Raw genomic sequence first — 18672 nt, 5'->3', positions numbered from 1 at the left:
AAGTTTGTCTCCAATCACTAGATAGGCAACTGCAATCATTCGTAAATTTATAAAATCAAAGGGGGATTTGTATTCTCCCCCCTTGTAACGAATTCAATTATTCACCAAATTTTTGTTTGATTGTTTCTTTGATCAATGTTACAGCATCGTTAGCAGCTGTTTTAGCATCTTTTTTACCACTTACAGCATCAAAGAGCATAGTTTTAGCTGGATCCCAAACTGCTGACATTTGAGAAATGTTTGGCATTGGTTGAGCGTTCTTGAACTGTTTGATAACAGCTGTTGTCAACTCATCGTTTTTACCTTCAGCGTATGAACGAGCTTCAGTGTTAGCTGGGATTTCGTTAGTTGCATCGTAGAATGCTTTTTGTTGTTCAGTTGAAACAAGGAAGTCTACAAATTTTTGTGCAGCTTCAAGGTTCTTAGTGCTTGATGGGATGATCCAAGCTTTACCACCACCGAATGGTGTGTATTCTTTACCATTTGGAAGAGTTGGGATAGTAGCAACACCGTAGTTTACTTTAGCATCTTTGAATGCTTGAGCTTTCCAAGGTCCATCGATGATAGCAGCTGTTTTACCTTCTTGGAATTGAGTTTGGATCAAGTTACCAGCACCTTCAGTATCTTGCATACCTTTAGGCCATTTTTCGTACCAAGATTTAGCGTAGTTGATACCTGTGATAGAACCGTCGTTTGCAAGACCGATGTCTTTAGCGTCTTTACCGTTTTGTCCGAATACGTAACCACCGTTACCAGCAAGAAGTCCGTATGCGTAGTAGAAGTTTGTCCAGTCAGCTAGGAATGCAGTAGTTTTGCCATCTTCACCAGCGAAAGCGTATTTGCTGTCTTTAGCAAGTTCTTCTAATTCAGCAAAAGTTTTTGGAGCTTCTTTTAGCAAGTCTTTGTTGTAGTACATAACAAGTGACTCAATAACGGCAGGAGCACCGTAAACTTTACCGTCAGCAGCTGTTACAAGAGATTTAGTCTTATCATCTGTTTTAGCGCCGTCGCTCAAAGTAACTTCTGAAAGTTGTCCGTCAGTACCAAGGCTACCTACGCGGTCGTATGGTGCCATCATAACGTCAGCAGCTTGACCTGATTGGTTGTCAAGAGAAAGTTTGTCAAGTCCACCAAGTTGGTCACCTGATTTGATGTTAACTTTTGTACCTGATTCTTTTTCATAAGCTGCAGCAACTTTTTCAGCGTAGGCTTTGTATTGGTCTTCAACGTAGAAAGTGATTTCTTTTGCTTCAGATGAGCTAGCATCAGCTGCTTTATCAGCAGTTTTGCTTCCGCAAGCTACCAAAAGTAAGCTAGCAAGAGTAGCAGTTCCGAGCACAGCAGCACTCTTCATGAATTTAGATGACATAGTGTATTCCTCCTAAAGAATAACAAAAATAATTTAATGAGAAAACGCAAACGTTTTCTTTTACGAACTTAGTATAGCACAAATAGAAAACGGTTGCAAGCTTTTTTAGCAAAAATTTTTAAAAAATTTTAAGGTTTCAAACATTTATTAAAGCCATTATATAGGAAAGAACTTAAAATGTTTGTTTTTTTGAATTGAAAATATATTAGGAAAACGATTGCGTAAATTCGGTTCGCTTTTTCAGAAAATAGAGCAGATATTGGGAATGAATTATCTTAAATCAGAAAATCTTTAAAATTTTTTCGCTTATTTCATAAAATATCAGTGGCAACAAGTTTTGTTTGATTAAAATAATTCAAAAAAATTTTTTAAAAACGCTTGCATTTGTTTTTGAAATGCGTTATACTTAAATTAACGCAAACGTTTGCGCCTTAATTGCGCAACGTTTTATAACAAACACATGAGGTGCTATTATGAAAAAACGTCAAAGTGGTGTGTTGATGCACATCTCTTCTCTGCCAGGAGCATACGGGATTGGATCATTTGGCCAGACTGCTTATGATTTCGTTGATTTCTTGGTTCGTACGAAGCAACGTTACTGGCAAATCCTCCCTCTTGGGACAACAAGCTATGGAGATTCTCCATACCAATCATTCTCAGCCTTTGCTGGAAATACGCATTTTATCGACCTTGATATCTTGGTAGAGCAAGGCTTGTTGGAAGCTAGCGATCTCGAAGGTGTTGACTTTGGTAGCGATGCATCTGAAGTTGACTATGCGAAGATTTATTATGCACGTCGTCCGCTTTTAGAAAAAGCAGTCAAACGCTTCTTGGAAGTGGGTGATGTCAAAGATTTTGAGAAGTTTGCTAAAGACAACCAATCATGGCTCGAACTCTTCGCAGAATATATGGCTATCAAAGAGCATTTTGACAATCTTGCTTGGACAGAATGGCCAGATGCAGATGCTCGTGCTCGTAAAGCTTCAGCACTTGAAAGCTACCGTGAGAAATTGGCAGACAAGTTGGTTTACCACCGTGTGACTCAATACTTCTTCTTCCAACAATGGTTGAAATTGAAAGCCTATGCTAACGATAACCACATCGAAATTGTTGGGGACATGCCTATCTACGTAGCGGAAGATTCAAGCGACATGTGGGCAAATCCACATCTCTTTAAGACAGATGCCAATGGTAAAGCAACTTGTATCGCAGGATGCCCACCAGATGAGTTTTCTGCCACTGGTCAGCTTTGGGGGAACCCAATCTATGACTGGGAAGCAATGGACAAAGACGGTTACAAATGGTGGATTGAACGTTTGCGCGAAAGCTTCAAGATCTACGATATCGTTCGTATTGACCACTTCCGCGGGTTCGAATCTTACTGGGAAATTCCTGCTGGTTCCGATACAGCAGCACCTGGTAAATGGGTGAAAGGTCCAGGCTACAAACTCTTCGCAGCCGTTAAGGAAGAGCTTGGTGAGCTAAACATCATCGCAGAAGACCTTGGTTTCATGACAGATGAAGTCATCGAGTTGCGTGAAAGCACTGGCTTCCCAGGGATGAAGATTCTTCAGTTTGCCTTCAACCCAGAAGACGAAAGTATCGATAGCCCACACTTGGCGCCTACCAACTCTGTTATGTACACAGGAACACACGATAATAATACGGTTCTTGGTTGGTACCGTAACGAGATCGATGATGCGACACGTGAGTACATGGCTCGCTACACGAACCGTAAAGAATACGAAACAGTGCCACACGCTATGCTTCGTACAGTCTTTTCATCCGTTAGCTTCATGGCTATTGCAACCATGCAAGACTTGCTAGAACTAGATGAGTCAGCTCGTATGAACTTCCCATCTACCCTTGGTGGAAACTGGTCTTGGCGTATGACTGAAGATCAATTGACACCAGCTGTTGAAGAAACTTTGCTTGACTTGACTACAATTTATCGCCGAATCAATGAAAATTTGGTAGAATTAAAGAAATAAGACATTATCAGGAGACACATAAACATGTTACCATTAAACGAATTTGTACAAAAACGTTACAATAAAACCATTGCAGAATGTAGCAATGAAGAGCTTTACCTTGCTCTTCTTAACTACAGCAAGCTTGCTAGCAGTCAAAAACCAGTCAACACTGGTAAGAAAAAAGTTTACTACATCTCAGCTGAGTTCTTGATCGGTAAACTCTTGTCAAATAACTTGATTAACCTTGGTCTTTACGACGATGTGAAAAAAGAACTTGCAGCTGCAGGTAAAGAGTTGATCGAAATCGAAGAAGTAGAATTGGAACCATCACTTGGTAACGGTGGTTTGGGACGTTTGGCAGCCTGCTTTATCGACTCAATCGCTACACTTGGTTTGAATGGTGACGGTGTTGGATTGAACTACCACTTCGGTCTTTTCCAACAAGTTCTTAAAAACAACCAACAAGAAACGATTCCTAACGCTTGGTTGACTGAGCAAAACTGGTTGGTACGCTCAAGCCGTAGCTACCAAGTGCCATTTGCACACTTCACATTGACATCTACTCTTTACGATATCGATGTACCTGGTTACAAGACAGCTACTAAAAACCGCTTGCGTTTGTTTGACTTGGATTCAGTTGATTCTTCTATCATCGAAGATGGTATCAACTTTGACAAGACAGATATCGCTCGCAACTTGACTCTCTTCCTTTACCCAGACGATAGCGACAAGCAAGGTGAATTGCTCCGTATCTTCCAACAATACTTCATGGTTTCAAACGGTGCGCAATTAATCATCGACGAAGCGATCGAAAAAGGAAGCAACTTGCATGACCTTGCGGACTATGCAGTTGTACAAATCAACGATACTCACCCATCAATGGTGATTCCTGAATTGATCCGTCTCTTGACTGCACGTGGTATCGAGCTTGATGAAGCAATCTCAATCGTTCGTAGCATGACTGCCTACACTAACCACACAATCCTTGCTGAAGCCCTTGAAAAATGGCCTCTTGAATTCTTGCAAGAAGTGGTTCCTCACTTGGTACCAATCATCGAAGAATTGGACCGTCGTGTGAAAGCAGAATACAAAGATCCAGCTGTTCAAATCATCGATGAGAGCGGACGTGTTCACATGGCTCACATGGATATCCACTACGGATACAGTGTAAACGGGGTTGCGGCTCTTCACACTGAAATCTTGAAGAACTCAGAGTTGAAAGCTTTCTACGACATCTACCCAGAAAAATTCAACAACAAAACAAACGGTATTACATTCCGTCGTTGGCTCATGCATGCGAACCCAAGTTTGTCTCACTACTTGGATGAGATTATTGGAGAGGGTTGGCACCATGAAGCTGATGAGCTTGAAAAACTCTTGTCATACGAAGACAAGGCTGCTGTCAAAGAAAAATTGGAAAGCATCAAAGCTCACAACAAACGTAAATTGGCTCGTCACTTGAAAGAACACCAAGGTGTGGAAATCAATACAAACTCTATCTTTGATATCCAAATCAAACGTCTCCACGAGTACAAACGCCAACAAATGAACGCTTTGTATGTGATTCACAAATACCTTGACATCAAGGCTGGGAACATCCCTGCTCGTCCAATCACAGTATTCTTTGGTGGTAAAGCAGCTCCTGCCTACACAATCGCCCAAGACATCATCCACTTGATCCTTTGCTTGTCAGAAGTGATTGCAAACGATCCAGCAGTAGCTCCACACTTGCAAGTCGTAATGGTTGAAAACTACAACGTTACTGCAGCAAGCTTCCTTATCCCAGCATGTGATATCTCAGAACAAATCTCACTTGCTTCTAAAGAAGCTTCAGGTACTGGTAACATGAAATTCATGTTGAACGGTGCTTTGACTCTTGGTACTATGGACGGTGCTAACGTGGAAATCGCTGAGTTGGTTGGCGACGAAAACATCTATATCTTTGGTGAAGATTCAGAAACTGTTATCGACCTTTACGCAAAAGCAGCTTACAAATCAAGCGAATTCTATGCTCGTGAAGCTATCAAACCTTTGGTTGACTTCATTGTGAGCGATGCTGTTCTTGCAGTAGGTAAGAAAGAACGCTTGGAACGTCTTTACAACGAATTGATCAACAAAGACTGGTTCATGACTCTCCTTGACTTGGAAGACTACATCAAAGTCAAAGAGCAAATGCTTGCTGACTACGAAGACCGTGACGCATGGTTGGATAAAGTCATCGTTAACATTGCCAAAGCAGGATTCTTCTCATCTGACCGTACAATCGCTCAGTACAACGAAGATATCTGGCACTTGAACTAATAATTACATAATTTAAACCCGTACCTTGAAGGTGCGGGTTTTGTCTTATCTGAAAGATTGATTTACCCTACTTTCCCCACAAGGATCTCTGCTTCGATGGTAATCTCAGTCAACTGATTCCAGTCAATCTTGGTCTGGTCAATGTTAAAGAGTAGCGGAGTCATACTGAGCAGGGATTGGCGTTGCTCTGCTGTGATATGCTTTGTTAGGGAAGCTATTTGGCTAGATTGGATGCTGAAGTGTTCCTGGAAATGTTCTTTGATATCTTGATTAGAATAGTCCTTCTTTGTCAGCTGGTCCTGCACCATTTGACGGATTTCTTTGAGGTGATTTTCAGTTGGGATGACCTTGAGCAAGATACCATCTTTGGATAGAACACGACGAAATTCTCCATAGTTAGCAGGCGAAAAGATATCAAGCAGGATATCCATGCTGGCGTCTTTTATAGGGAGGCGAGCCAGGTCTCCAACAAACCAGTTGACCGCCCAGTTGGGTTCGCTCTTGGCAGCGATTTGAACGGAATCTTTGGAAATATCAAAGGCGTAGAAAGTTTTGTCAGGATGACTTTCTTGGAGTTTGCGAGAGTAGAAGCCTTCGCCACAACCGATATCCAAGATAGTTTTGGCAGTTTCTAGTCTTGCAAGCAGGTCTGAGATGGTTTCTAAGATAGTCTGATAAAAGCCAGCTTCTAGGATTTCTTGGCGGTTTTGAAAGTTTTCCTTGTCGTAGTTGGCAGATTGCTTGATTTGAGGAGCCAGATTGACATAGCCGAATTTTGCCAAGTCAAAAGAATGGCGATTGCTACACTTGAGACTAGACTCTACCAAGGTGAGATCTTCTTGGCACATGGGGCAGGCAAAGGCACTAGCAGTAGCAAAGCGCTGGAGTTTTGGTTTGAGGTTTGTATTCATAGTTTAAGTCTAGCAAAAAAAGAACTGGATGGCAAATGCCTCCAGTCTTCTTTTTTAGTATGTAAGAACGAAGTATTTCTTCTTCCCGCGGCGGATAACAGTTAGTTCGTTTTCTAACTTATCTGCATCACTCAAGACATAGTCAAGGTCTTGGATACGGTCGCCGTTGACGTAGATGGCTCCATTTTGAACATCTTCACGGGCTTGGCGTTTGGAGTTCACCACACCAGATGACACAAGGAGTTCCACGATATTGTGGTTTTCGTCTGCTTGTACTTGGTAGTTTGGTACTCCACGAAGTCCTTGTTTAAGTTCTTTGACAGAAAGGTTTTTGATGTTTCCTGCAAAGAGTTGCTCAGTGATGTTGAGGGCTTCCTTGTAGGCTTCTTCGCCGTGAACAAGAGTCACGACTTCACGAGCCAAGACTTTCTGAGCCAAGCGTTCGTGTGGAGCCGCTTCAAACTGTTTACGGATGTCTTCAATCTCGTCCAGTGACAAGAAGGTAAAGATTTTCAAGAAGCGAACAGCGTCAGCATCCATCACGTTCATCCAGAATTGGTACATTTCGTATGGAGAAGTCTTTTCAGGATTGAGCCAGACTGCGTTTCCTTCAGATTTACCAAATTTCTTACCAGTTGCATCTGTGATGAGTGGCACTGTGATAACGTGACCAGTCTTGTCAGCCTTACGACGAAGCAATTCGGTACCTGCGGTCATATTGCCCCACTGGTCAGAACCACCGATTTGTAGCGTTACGTTGTGCTCTTGGTTAAGGACGTAGAAGTCATATCCTTGCATGATTTGGTAGGCAAACTCAGTGTAAGAAATCCCTGTCTCGATCCGTTTCTTCACAGACTCCTTACTCATCATGTAGTTGACAGTGAAGTATTTTCCGATATCACGGAGGAAGTCAACGAAGCTGATGCTGCCAAACCAGTCGTAGTTGTTGACCATGACAGCTTTATTTTCACCGTTTTCAAAGTCAAGAAAACGAGAAAGTTGTCCTTGGATAGACTTGACCCAGCCCTCTACTGTGTCTTTTGTTTGGAGACTACGCTCAGCATCTTTGAAGGACGGATCTCCGATGAGACCTGTAGCACCGCCAACGAGCGCATAAGGTTTGTGACCTGCTAGTTGCAAACGACGACTGGTCAAGATTGCGACAAGGTGACCGAGGTGAAGGCTGTCAGCAGTTGGATCGTAGCCAGTATAATAAGAAACTTGACCTTCTTCTAGGGCTTTGCGCAAAGCTTCTTCATCAGTCGTTTGAAAAATCAAACCACGCTCTTTTAGCTCATCAAAAATGTGCATGTGTCTTTTCTCCTTTATAAAATATTGTTTCTACCTATTGTATCACAAACTTGATTAATAGCCTAGTGGAATAGGGAAGAAAGTGGCTATTTTATTGAAAGTTTCCCTTTTATGGTATAATAGAGAAAGCGAGGACATTCATGAAAGAAAGAATTAATGAATTAAAAACAAAAATGCTGCATTTTTTCCAGCAGCTAATGCAACGAATTGCAAAATGGAAGAAAAGACTAGCAGAAAAACTAGCTAATAAGAAAACCAGTAAAAAGGGGACCTCTTCTGACAAAGTTAGAAGGGCAGGGTCTATTTTTGCTAAGATTTTGAGTGGGTTTAAAATAGTCTTTAACACTCTCTTTATCCTAGGTTTTATCGGTGGGCTGTTTGGCGCTGGTGTGGCTATGGGTTATGGAGTCGCTCTATTTGACAAGGCCCAGGTACCTCAAGCAGAAGAGTTGGTCAAGCAAGTGAAGGATATTGCTTCCATCTCAGAAATCACTTATTCTGACGGCAGTACCATTGCCTCGATCGAGGGCGATTTGTTGCGCACTTCAGTCGCTTCAGATGCTATCTCAGATAACCTTAAGAAAGCCATTGTTGCGACAGAGGACGAACATTTCAATGAGCACAAGGGAGTTGTGCCTAAGGCCGTTATTCGTGCGACCTTGGGAACCTTTGTCGGTCTAGGCTCGTCTAGTGGTGGTTCGACCTTGACCCAGCAGGTCATCAAGCAGCAAGTGGTGGGGGATGCTCCAACTCTAGCTCGTAAGGCTAAAGAGATTATTGATGCTCTTGCTTTAGAAAGGGCCATGGATAAGGATGAGATTTTGACAACCTACCTTAACATAGCTCCTTTTGGTCGCAATCATAAAGGTCAAAATATTGCAGGTGCCCAGCAGGCTGCGGAAGGAATCTTTGGGGTCAATGCTTCGGATTTAACGGTCCCTCAAGCTGCCTTTATCGCAGGATTGCCACAGAGTCCAATCAGTTATTCTCCTTATGAATCTGATGGTAGTATGAAGAGTGATGAGGACATGGCTTTGGGAATTAAGCGTGCCAAGGATGTCCTCTACAACATGTACCGGACAGGAGCTCTAAGTCAGGAAGACTACGATAAGTACAAAGATTATGACTTTAAGAAAGACTTCCTACCATCAGGTAGTGTTAGTGGTACTTCGCGTGACTATCTCTACTATGCAACCTTGGCAGAAGCTACTGACCGCATGTACGACTACCTTGTCCAACGAGATAATGTCTCTGCGCAAGAATTAAAGAATGAGTCCATTCAGAAATCCTATCGTGATTTAGCCACTAAGGAAATTGAAAATGGTGGATATAAAATTACGACAACTATCAATAAAAACGTTCATGCTGCGATGCAAAATGCGGTTGCGACCTACGGCTATCTGCTAGATGATTCGACAGGCAAGCCTGAGGTGGGGAATGTCCTCATGGACAATCAAACGGGAGCGATCCTTGGATTTGTTGGTGGTCGTAATTATCAAGAAAATCAGAACAATCACGCTATCGATACCAAGCGTTCTCCAGCTTCAACCACAAAACCTATATTGGCCTATGGTATCGCTATTGACCAAGGTTTGATGGGAAGTGCAAGTATCTTATCAAACTATCCTACCAACTTCTCAAACGGGAACCCCATCATGTATGTCAATAGTCCTGGTACGGGCATGATGACATTGGGAGAAGCCCTTAACTACTCATGGAATATCCCAGCCTACTGGACGTATCGTACGCTTCGAGAGAAGGGTGTTGATGTCAAAGGCTATATGGAAAAAATGGGTTACGAAATCCCAGAATATGGGATTGAAAGTTTACCGATGGGTGGGGGGATTGACGTTACAGTTGCCCAGCATACCAACGGGTATCAAACTCTGGCCAACAATGGAGTTTACCATAAGAAACATATGATCGCGAAGATCGAGTCAACGGATGGCCGATTGGTGTACGAGCACAAGGATGAGCCTGTCCAAGTTTATTCAAAAGCGACAGCAACCATCATGCAAAGTCTCCTTCGGGATGTCATTTCATCTCGGATTACTTCAAGTTTCCAGACGGACTTGACGACTATCAATCCATCCCTAGCTCGTGCTGACTGGATTGGAAAAACTGGTACGACCAATGAAGATGAAAATATGTGGCTCATGCTTTCTACACCTCGCTTGACTTTGGGTGGCTGGTTAGGTCACGACGACAACCGACCACTAGCCAAAGGAGCAGGTCACTACCGCAATGCCAACTATATGGCCCACTTGGTCAATGCCATTCAGCAAGCTGAACCTGGAATATGGGGGAATGAACGCTTTAATCTGGATCCAAGTGTGACCAAGTCGCAAGTTCTCCGATCTACAGGACAAAAACCAGGCAAGGTTTCCATCAATGGAAAAGAAATAGAAGTTTCTGGATCAACAGTAACGAGCTACTGGGCGACTAAAGAAGGCGCGCCAGTGACCACCTATCGCTTTGCTATTGGAGGAAGCGATGCAGATTATCTGAACGCATGGAAGAATATTCTAGGAAGCATTCCAGCAGTGACTCCTCCAAGCTCAAGTTCAAGCAGTAGCTCTGGAAGTTCAAGTTCGAGTGGCAATACTCAAAGTGGTTCTTCAGGACGTTCACGTCTATTTAATCGTTAAGAAAGAGTAGTAGCAAGGTTAGTAATTTCTCCTTGTTGCTACTTTTTTCTTTGTTGGTTTCGTGTTACAATAATAATATGAATCATTATCAGAAAAAGATTGTTAAGGGAACAGTATACTCGCTACTCTCAGGCCTAATCTGGGGGATTTGTGGGATTTTAGGAGAGTATTTTTTCACTCATTATCCAGTGTCTTCTGGATGGATTACTTCTATGCGTTTACTAGTGGCAGGGAGTTTGGTTTTAGGTTTACCTGCTTTTCAGTTGCGTAGCCGCTTGTTGGACATCTGGCGTGATAAGAAAAATTATCTACCTTTTTTAGCCTATGCTATTCTAGGTATTTTTTCTGTGCAGTTTTTCTTCTATCTCTGCGTTGAGTATTCCAATGCGACGACAGCGACCATTTTGCAATTTATCAGCCCTGTTTTTATCCTGTTTTATAATCGCCTCGTTTACCAGAAGAAGGCTTCGATTACAGCTGTGTTCTATGTTTTGACTGCCATGCTAGGTGTTTTTTTGATGGCTACGAAAGGGGACTTGTCCCAGTTATCCATGACACCTTTGGCTCTAGTGACAGGGTTGCTCAGTGCAGTAGGGGTCATGTTTAATGTTATCCTACCCCAGCGTTTTGCACGGCGCTACGGATTTGTTCCGACTGTTGGTTGGGGGATGATTCTGGCAGGGCTCTTTAGTAATTTCCTCTACCCTATTTATCAGATAAGTTTTCAAGTGGATTTGGTAAGTGTGCTGATTTGTCTGACGATTGCCGTGTTTGGTACTGCTTTTGCCTTCTTCCTATCTATGAAGGCTGTGTCACTCGTTTCCCCGCTGGTTGTATCAGTGGTGAGTGCTAGCGAACCGCTCTCTTCAGCTTTATTAAGTGTTCTTTTTCTGGGATTGGTCATGGATGGTTTTTTGGCTTTAGCTATGGTGTTGATTATCGTTCCGATGATTTTCTTATCTGTAGAAGAAGCAAAACAAGCCAGGTAAAGATGATTATTTGATAGTTGAGGCTTCAAATTTGAGGCCTTTTTTGGTAGAATAGGTATCATTATAACGAACTAGGAGGCACCTATGACTGCTACAAAAATGAACGCTCAAGAAATTATCCAATTTATCGCCAATGCTGAAAAGAAAACCAGTGTCAAAGTAACCTTTGAAGGAGAACTTGCAACTGCTGTACCTAGCTCTGTTGTCAAACTAGGAAATGTTTTATTCGGAGACTGGAAGGACGTCGCTCCGCTTCTTGAAGGTTTGGTAGAAAATCAAGATTATGTTGTCGAGCAAGATGCTCGTAATTCTGCAGTTCCTTTGCTAGACAAACGTGCGATCAATGCTCGTATCGAGCCAGGTGCTATTATCCGTGACCAGGTGGAAATTGGTGACAATGCTGTTATCATGATGGGAGCTGTTATCAATATCGGTGCTGAAATCGGTGCTGGAACCATGATTGACATGGGTGCCATCCTTGGAGGTCGTGCTATCGTTGGGAAAAACAGCCACGTTGGTGCAGGAGCAGTTTTGGCGGGTGTGATTGAGCCAGCTAGCGCTGAACCAGTCCGTGTCGGAGACAATGTTCTTATCGGTGCCAATGCAGTGGTTATCGAAGGAGTTCAAATCGGCAGTGGTTCAGTTGTTGCAGCAGGAGCTATCGTTACCCAAGATGTTCCAGAAAATGTGGTAGTAGCAGGTGTTCCGGCTCGTATCATCAAAGAAATTGATGCCCAAACCCAACAAAAAACAGCGCTAGAGGATGCGCTTCGTACCTTGTAATTGTAAAAGTAAAAAAGAGGCGGAACCCTTTTTCCAGCCTCTTTCTTCTATCAAAAGGAGGATCTATAGATGTTAGATTTGATTCAGACTAGACGAGATTTACACCAGATTCCAGAGATTGGCTTGGAGGAATTCAAGACTCAGGCTTATTTGCTGGATGTGATTGAAAAATTGACTACGGGCAAGGATTTTGTTCAAATTCGTACTTGGCGGACAGGTATTCTGGTTTATTTGCAGGGAAGTCAGCCGGAACGCACCATTGGTTGGCGAACAGACATTGATGGCCTGCCTATCGTCGAACAAACAGGTCTATCTTTTGCCTCTCAGCACCAAGGTCGCATGCATGCTTGTGGCCATGATTTTCATATGACCATTGCCTTAGGATGCCTCGAACGCGCCCTTGAGGAGCAACCCAAGAATAATTTGCTCTTCCTATTTCAGCCTGCTGAAGAAAATGAAGCCGGTGGGATGCTTATGTATGAGGATGGTGCTTTTGGAAATTGGTTGCCAGACCAATTTTATGGTCTCCATGTTCGTCCGGATCTGAAGGTTGGACAGATTGCGACCAATACACACACTCTCTTTGCAGGGACCTGTGAGGTGAAGATTCGTTTCAAAGGAAAAGGAGGGCATGCAGCTTTTCCGCATAAAGCCAATGACGCCTTGGTGGCTGCTAGTTACTTTGTAACCCAAGTACAGTCAGTTGTCAGCCGCAATGTCAACCCAATCGAGGGAGCGGTGGTGACCTTTGGCCTTTTCCAAGCTGGAACAACCAACAATGTCATTACAGACACAGCATTTTTACACGGAACCATTCGCGCTTTGACTCAAGACATGAGCCTCTTGGTGCAAAAAAGAGTCAAGACTGTCGCAGAAGGGGTTGCAGCAGCCTTTGATATGGAAGTCGAAGTAGAACTCAAGCAAGGAGGCTACCTACCTGTTGAGAACAATCCAGCCTTGGCGCGTGAACTGATGGACTTTTTTGAAGAGAAAGACGGAATCGAGTTGATTGATATCGAGCCTGCTATGACTGGTGAGGACTTTGGTTATCTCCTTTCGAAGGTAGATGGCGTTATGTTCTGGCTAGGTATCGATAGTCCCTACGCCCTTCATCACCCTCAGATGAGTCCTGAGGAAGAAGCCATAGCCATTGGGGTAGATGTAGTCTCTAGTTTCTTAAAAAAGAAGGCAGCAGAGTAGAGGAATTATCTATGAAAGCAGAACTACGTAAACAAGTCTTACACGAAATGAAGGCTTTATCTCAGGAGCAAAAACAGGCTATGGATCGAGCTTTAACTGAGCGTTTCTTACAACATCCCTTTTACCAAGAAGCTAAGGTCATCGCAACCTATCTCTCCTTCCCTCATGAATTTCAAACGCAAGAACTAATCAAGCGGATGCTGAAGGACGGCAAAAAGGTTCTGATACCCAAAACCTATCCCAAGGGGCGCATGGAATTTGTGGTATATGATCCGAAGCAGTTGGCAAAAACTTCCTTTGGTTTACTGGAACCGCAAGGAGACTTGGAAGTGGTGGAACCGTCTCAGATTGATTTAATTCATGTTCCTGGTTTGGCTTTTACAACTGAGGGCTATCGGATTGGATATGGTGGAGGATACTACGACCGCTATCTGGAGCATTTTGCTGGGCATACAATGAGTACAATCTATCCTTGTCAAGTTCAGGAGTTTAACTTGGAAAACCATGATATTCCCGTACAGGAGGTGCTAACCTATGAAGGAAATCTTTGATAAACGTTATCCTGTGACTAGCTTCTTCCTCCTAGTAACAGCATTGGTCTTTCTCTTGATGTTGGTTCTTACAGGTTTAAATTTTGAACGAGCAGATACCTTACTTCAGTTTGGAGCCATGTATGGACCGATCATTCGTTTGTTTCCCGAGCAGATATGGCGCCTTTTTTCGGCTATATTTGTACATATCGGTTGGGAACATTTCATTGTCAATATTATTTCACTCTACTTTCTTGGACGACAGGTGGAGGAGATTTTCGGTTCTAAGCAATTCTTCTTTCTCTATCTCTTATCAGGAATGATGGGCAATCTCTTTGTTTTTGCTTTCACGCCGAAAGTTGTAGCAGCAGGAGCGTCCACTTCTCTTTACGGACTATTTGCTGCGATTATCGTCTTGCGTTACGCAACTCGCAACCCCTATATCCAGCAGTTGGGGCAATCCTATCTGACACTTTTCGTGATAAATATCATTGGAAGTGTTCTGATTCCAGGAATCAGCCTAGCAGGGCATATTGGCGGTGCAGTAGGCGGTGCCTTTCTAGCAGTCATTTTCCCAGTCAAATGGGAGAGAAGGATGTACAGTACTAGCCAGCGAATCGGAGCAACTGTACTTTTTATCGCACTAGCCATTTTCCTTTGCTATAAGGGAATGAACTATGTGTAGGGGGGAATAGTTAAAAGCGAGCACCGATTCGGTTGCTAATAAGTCATCTGCAAAGATGGCTTTTTTTATTGCAAGCTTCAACAAAAAAACAAAGCCCTTATTTAAGAGCTTTGTTTTTCTTCTATTCCCCCTCAGCTAACTCTTTCCCAAGTTGGATGAGGTAGTCTTTCAAGTCGTCTTTAACTTGTGGGTGTTTGAGAGCGTAGTCGATGGATGTTTTCATAAAGCCAAACTTGTCCCCGACATCGTAACGAGCCCCCTTGAACTCACGAGCAAACACACGTTGTGTTTTATTGAGGGTATCGATTGCATCTGTCAGCTGAATTTCATTTCCTGCACCTGGAGCTTGGTTTTCGAGGATTTGGAAAATTTCAGGAGTGAGGAGGTAGCGTCCGATGATAGCAAGGTCGCTAGGAGCATCCTCTGGCGCAGGTTTTTCAACGAAGGTTTCAACGCTATAAAGGCCGTCTTTTCCTTCGCCTTGTGGAGCAATAACCCCGTAAGCAGAGACTTCGTCGTGAGGGACTGGCATAACAGCGATAGTAGACGCGTGGGTACGCTCGTAGTCATCCATGAGTTGTTTGGTAAGTGGAACAGCCTTTTCGTTCGTGATATCCATCAAGTCATCACCAAGCATAACGACAAAAGGTTCATTTCCGACGAAAGCTTTGGCTTGCAAGACAGCATCTCCGAGACCACGTGGATGTGTTTGACGGATAAAATGCAGGCGCATGCCAGTTGTTTCATCAACTAGCTTCAGAAGATCTGTTTTCCCTTTTTCTTTGAGGTTGTATTCCAATTCGAAGTTTGAGTCGAAGTGGTCCTCGATGGAACGTTTTGACTTACCCGTAACAACCAAGATATCTTCGATACCAGATTTGAGAGCTTCTTCAACGATAAACTGGATAGTGGGCTTGTCTACGATTGGCAACATTTCCTTGGCCAAGGCCTTAGTTGCTGGGAGGAAACGAGTTCCCAATCCAGCGGCAGGGATGACTGCTTTTCTGACTTTTTGTTTCATGATGTTCCTTTCTATAAGGGTCTATGACCATTCGTTTTCTGCTTTAAATTCATTGCTCATGATGTCAGTGATTGCTTCTTTGATATTGACACCTTCGTAGATCACTCGGTAAATAGCCTGTGTGATTGGCATGTAGACACCCAATTCCTGAGCTAGTTCGTAAGCTGCTCGAGTTGTTGAGATTCCTTCGATGACCATGCCCATGTTTGCTTCGATGTCTGCGAGGGATTCTCCACGACCGAGAGCATCACCAGCTCTCCAGTTACGAGAGTGGACAGATGTCCCCGTTACAATCAAATCTCCAACTCCAGAAAGACCGCTATAAGTCAGAGGATTAGCTCCCAGAGCGACCCCTAGACGGGTGATTTCAGCCAAGCCACGGGCAATGATAGCCGCCTTGGCATTGTCGCCAAATCCTAGACCATGTAGTGCTCCAGCGCCAACTGCGATAATGTTTTTGAGAGCACCAGCGGTTTCAACTCCGATAACATCCGTATTAGTATAGAGACGGAAGTAGTGATTGCTAAAGAGATTTTGGACGTACTGGGCCGTTTCAAGGTCTTTAGAGGCTGCAGTGATCAAAGTAATATCCCGCACAATAGTTTCCTCAGCATGGCTAGGTCCTGAAACAACGACGACTTCACTACGGAGATCGACTGGAATTTCCTCTTCAAGAATAGTTGATAGACGTTTGTGGCTATCTGGTTCCAATCCTTTGGAGGCATGCATGATGACAACCTTGTGATCATGCACCTTTGCTACTTGTTGGGCAACCAGTCTCGTTACTTTTGTTGGGACCACAAATAAAACAGCATCCACATCCTTTAGTGTTTCTTCCAAGTCATGATAGGCTTTGATTTTTTCGTCGAGTAGGATATCTTTGAAGTAGCGTTTGTTTGTATGTTGGTTATTGATTTCATCAATTTGGTCAGAAATATTTCCCCAAATTCGAACCTCGTGTCCATTGTCGTTTAGGACCTGCGAAAGGGCAGTTCCCCAAGAACCAGGACCCAAGACAGCGATGGTTTGTTTCTTCATCTTTTCCTCCTTGTAAGAGTTCTTCCTTTCATTTTACCATAAAAAGCCTTTTCATGCATCACCTGTAGATGAAAGCGCACTAATTTATAATAAGGAGACTTCTTTGACAAGATGCCTCTTTTTTGCTAGAATAGCATCAATATGAACGAATGAGAAGGAGCTGACGCAGGATGTCGCTCCCTTTATCTATTTTATTAGGAGGAAATATGCTCATTAAAAAAATAAAAACCTATAAATGGCAGGCCTTGGCATCCTTAATGATGACAGGCTTGATGGTTGCGAGTTCGCTCTTGCAACCGCGCTATTTGCAAGAGGTGTTAGAGGCTTTGCTGGCCGGTCAAAATGAGGCTATTTATAGTATTGGCGCTTGGCTGATAGGAGTAGCCCTAGTCGGTCTGGTTGCAGGTGGGGTCAATGTAACACTTGCAGCCTACATTGCTCAAGGAGTGTCTTCGGACCTTCGTGAAGACGCTTTTCGCAAGATCCAGACTTTTTCTTATGCCAATATCGAGCAATTCAATGCGGGGAACCTTGTCGTCCGTATGACCAATGATATCAACCAAATTCAGAACGTGGTGATGATGGCTTTTCAAATTCTCTTCCGTCTCCCTCTTCTCTTTATCGGTTCCTTTATCTTGGCGGTTCACACTCTTCCGTCACTTTGGTGGGTGATTGTCCTCATGGTGCTCCTAATCTTTGCACTAACTGCTATCATGATGGGAATGATGGGGCCACGATTTGCTAAGTTTCAAACCCTTCTTGAACGGATCAATGCTATCGCCAAGGAAAATCTACGTGGTGTGCGCGTAGTCAAATCCTTTGTACAAGAAAAAGCACAATTTACCAAATTTACCGAGGTTTCAGATGAACTTCTCGGCCAAAATCTTTATATCGGTTATGCCTTCTCAGTTATAGAACCCGTTATGATGCTAGTCGGCTATGGAGCGGTCTTCCTCTCTATCTGGTTGGTGGCAGGCATGGCTCAGTCAGATCCGTCTGTAGTGGGCTCGATTGCTTCCTTTATCAACTATCTCAGCCAGATTATCTTTACCATCATTATGGTTGGATTTTTAGGAAATTCTGTCAGCCGTGCCATGATTTCCTTACGTCGTATTCGCGAAATTCTAGATACCGAGCCAGCGATGACCTTTAATGATCTTCCAGATGAAGAGTTAGAAGGAAGTCTCTCTTTTGAAAATGTGACCTTCACCTATCCTAATGATGATGAGCCTATGCTGAAGAATGTAACCTTTGAAATTGCGCCTGGTCAGATGGTCGGTGTGGTTGGGGCTACTGGAGCAGGGAAGTCCACCCTAGCTCAGTTAATTCCACGACTTTTTGATCCACAGGAGGGATCTATCAAGATTGGTGGCAAGGATATTCGAGACGTCAGCGAGGGAACCTTACGTAAAACAGTTTCCATTGTCTTGCAACGTGCTATTCTCTTTAGCGGAACCATTGCAGATAATCTTCGTCAAGGGAAAGGCAATGCCAGCGTGTCAGAAATGGAACGTGCAGCACGGATTGCCCAAGCCAGTGAATTTATCGGGCGCATGGAAAACAAATTTGAGAGTCAGGTCGAAGAACGAGGCACCAATTTTTCTGGTGGACAAAAACAACGGATGTCCATTGCCCGTGGGATTGTCAGCAATCCCCGTATCCTGATTTTTGACGATTCGACTTCAGCCTTGGATGCTAAGTCAGAGAGACTCGTGCAGGAAGCTTTGAACAAAGACCTGAAAGGGACAACAACCATTATCATCGCTCAAAAGATCAGTTCAGTCGTCCATGCGGACAAGATTTTGGTCTTGGATCAAGGGCGTTTGATTGGAGAAGGACGGCATGCAGATTTGGTAGCTAACAATGCCGTCTACCGCGAAATCTACGAAACACAAAAGGGAAAGGAGGAATAA

The 18672-nt window shown here is 43.5% G+C and carries 14 protein-coding genes; 9 read left to right on the top strand and 5 right to left on the bottom strand.

The genetic code is table 11. The annotated features are described in order from the left end of the window. Positions 1-97: 97 nt before the first annotated feature. A complete protein-coding gene (locus Q4443_RS09795; RefSeq protein ID WP_049519143.1) occupies positions 98-1369 on the bottom strand; it encodes an extracellular solute-binding protein in 1272 nt (423 codons plus the stop codon). A gap of 473 nt (positions 1370-1842) precedes the next feature. Between Q4443_RS09795 and malQ the strand changes: the two genes are divergently transcribed. Together malQ and glgP are read left to right on the top strand one after the other, a co-directional pair. Beyond that, positions 1843-3360 carry a 4-alpha-glucanotransferase gene (gene malQ, locus Q4443_RS09790; RefSeq protein WP_049519144.1) on the top strand — a complete coding sequence of 506 codons (1518 nt, stop codon included), beginning with the start codon at positions 1843-1845 and terminating at the stop codon, positions 3358-3360. Positions 3361-3384: 24 nt separating this feature from the next. After that, positions 3385-5643, top strand: coding sequence for a glycogen/starch/alpha-glucan family phosphorylase (gene glgP, locus Q4443_RS09785; RefSeq protein ID WP_303408332.1), 2259 nt, complete (start codon positions 3385-3387; stop codon positions 5641-5643). Positions 5644-5705: 62 nt separating this feature from the next. On the opposite strand, the gene Q4443_RS09780 is transcribed toward glgP, so the two are convergent. Together Q4443_RS09780 and tyrS are read right to left on the bottom strand one after the other, a co-directional pair. Next, positions 5706-6554 (bottom strand): putative RNA methyltransferase, encoded by an 849-nt coding sequence (locus Q4443_RS09780; protein WP_049519146.1) that lies wholly within the window; start codon positions 6552-6554, stop codon positions 5706-5708. A 54-nt stretch (positions 6555-6608) separates the two neighbouring features. Next, positions 6609-7865, bottom strand: a complete 1257-nt coding sequence (gene tyrS / locus Q4443_RS09775; protein ID WP_049519147.1) for a tyrosine--tRNA ligase — start codon at positions 7863-7865, stop codon at positions 6609-6611. 140 nt (positions 7866-8005) lie between these two features. Here tyrS and pbp1b point away from each other — a divergent pair, with 140 nt between their 5' ends. The 6 genes from pbp1b to Q4443_RS09745 all read left to right on the top strand — a co-directional run bounded on the left by pbp1b (position 8006) and on the right by Q4443_RS09745 (position 14700). Further along, positions 8006-10513: a penicillin-binding protein PBP1B gene (pbp1b, locus tag Q4443_RS09770; protein WP_049519148.1), complete on the top strand. Its 2508-nt coding sequence runs from the start codon at positions 8006-8008 to the stop codon at positions 10511-10513. Positions 10514-10590: 77 nt separating this feature from the next. Next, complete coding sequence (locus tag Q4443_RS09765) at positions 10591-11502, top strand: DMT family transporter (protein ID WP_042901969.1); 912 nt, start codon at positions 10591-10593, stop codon at positions 11500-11502. An 84-nt stretch (positions 11503-11586) separates the two neighbouring features. Continuing rightward, entirely contained in the window at positions 11587-12285 is a 699-nt protein-coding gene (dapD, locus tag Q4443_RS09760) for a 2,3,4,5-tetrahydropyridine-2,6-dicarboxylate N-acetyltransferase (RefSeq protein WP_000127447.1), read from the top strand. Positions 12286-12354: 69 nt separating this feature from the next. Next, on the top strand, positions 12355-13485 hold the full coding sequence (locus Q4443_RS09755) for an N-acetyldiaminopimelate deacetylase (RefSeq protein ID WP_303408331.1): 1131 nt from the start codon (positions 12355-12357) through the stop codon (positions 13483-13485). Positions 13486-13496: 11 nt separating this feature from the next. Next, on the top strand, positions 13497-14036 hold the full coding sequence (locus tag Q4443_RS09750) for a 5-formyltetrahydrofolate cyclo-ligase (RefSeq protein ID WP_033585442.1): 540 nt from the start codon (positions 13497-13499) through the stop codon (positions 14034-14036). Then, on the top strand, positions 14020-14700 hold the full coding sequence (locus Q4443_RS09745) for a rhomboid family intramembrane serine protease (protein WP_303408330.1): 681 nt from the start codon (positions 14020-14022) through the stop codon (positions 14698-14700). Before Q4443_RS09750 ends, Q4443_RS09745 begins: the two co-directional genes overlap by 17 nt. Positions 14701-14821: 121 nt before the next feature. Here the strand turns inward: Q4443_RS09745 and galU are convergent, their stop codons facing one another. Both galU and Q4443_RS09735 read right to left on the bottom strand, forming a co-directional pair. Next, entirely contained in the window at positions 14822-15721 is a 900-nt protein-coding gene (galU, locus tag Q4443_RS09740) for a UTP--glucose-1-phosphate uridylyltransferase GalU (protein ID WP_000811028.1), read from the bottom strand. Between the two features lie 21 nt (positions 15722-15742). Beyond that, on the bottom strand, positions 15743-16759 hold the full coding sequence (locus Q4443_RS09735; RefSeq protein ID WP_303408329.1) for an NAD(P)H-dependent glycerol-3-phosphate dehydrogenase: 1017 nt from the start codon (positions 16757-16759) through the stop codon (positions 15743-15745). A gap of 206 nt (positions 16760-16965) precedes the next feature. On the opposite strand from Q4443_RS09735, the gene Q4443_RS09730 reads away from it, so the two are divergent. After that, entirely contained in the window at positions 16966-18672 is a 1707-nt protein-coding gene (locus Q4443_RS09730; protein WP_049519149.1) for an ABC transporter ATP-binding protein, read from the top strand.

The organism is Streptococcus sp. GP0011 (assembly GCF_030546305.1).
Classification (GTDB): domain Bacteria; phylum Bacillota; class Bacilli; order Lactobacillales; family Streptococcaceae; genus Streptococcus.
The sequence above is the reverse complement of the archived record's forward strand: the minus strand, read 5'-3'. Positions and strand labels throughout refer to the sequence as shown.

Coding starts and splice junctions, on each gene's coding strand:
- Q4443_RS09795 (WP_049519143.1), bottom strand. CDS start 1,369: ATGTCATCTAAATTCATGAAGAGTGCTGCTGTGCTCGGAACTGCTACT.
- malQ (WP_049519144.1), top strand. CDS start 1,843: ATGAAAAAACGTCAAAGTGGTGTGTTGATGCACATCTCTTCTCTGCCA.
- glgP (WP_303408332.1), top strand. CDS start 3,385: ATGTTACCATTAAACGAATTTGTACAAAAACGTTACAATAAAACCATT.
- Q4443_RS09780 (WP_049519146.1), bottom strand. CDS start 6,554: ATGAATACAAACCTCAAACCAAAACTCCAGCGCTTTGCTACTGCTAGT.
- tyrS (WP_049519147.1), bottom strand. CDS start 7,865: ATGCACATTTTTGATGAGCTAAAAGAGCGTGGTTTGATTTTTCAAACG.
- pbp1b (WP_049519148.1), top strand. CDS start 8,006: ATGAAAGAAAGAATTAATGAATTAAAAACAAAAATGCTGCATTTTTTC.
- Q4443_RS09765 (WP_042901969.1), top strand. CDS start 10,591: ATGAATCATTATCAGAAAAAGATTGTTAAGGGAACAGTATACTCGCTA.
- dapD (WP_000127447.1), top strand. CDS start 11,587: ATGACTGCTACAAAAATGAACGCTCAAGAAATTATCCAATTTATCGCC.
- Q4443_RS09755 (WP_303408331.1), top strand. CDS start 12,355: ATGTTAGATTTGATTCAGACTAGACGAGATTTACACCAGATTCCAGAG.
- Q4443_RS09750 (WP_033585442.1), top strand. CDS start 13,497: ATGAAAGCAGAACTACGTAAACAAGTCTTACACGAAATGAAGGCTTTA.
- Q4443_RS09745 (WP_303408330.1), top strand. CDS start 14,020: ATGAAGGAAATCTTTGATAAACGTTATCCTGTGACTAGCTTCTTCCTC.
- galU (WP_000811028.1), bottom strand. CDS start 15,721: ATGAAACAAAAAGTCAGAAAAGCAGTCATCCCTGCCGCTGGATTGGGA.
- Q4443_RS09735 (WP_303408329.1), bottom strand. CDS start 16,759: ATGAAGAAACAAACCATCGCTGTCTTGGGTCCTGGTTCTTGGGGAACT.
- Q4443_RS09730 (WP_049519149.1), top strand. CDS start 16,966: ATGCTCATTAAAAAAATAAAAACCTATAAATGGCAGGCCTTGGCATCC.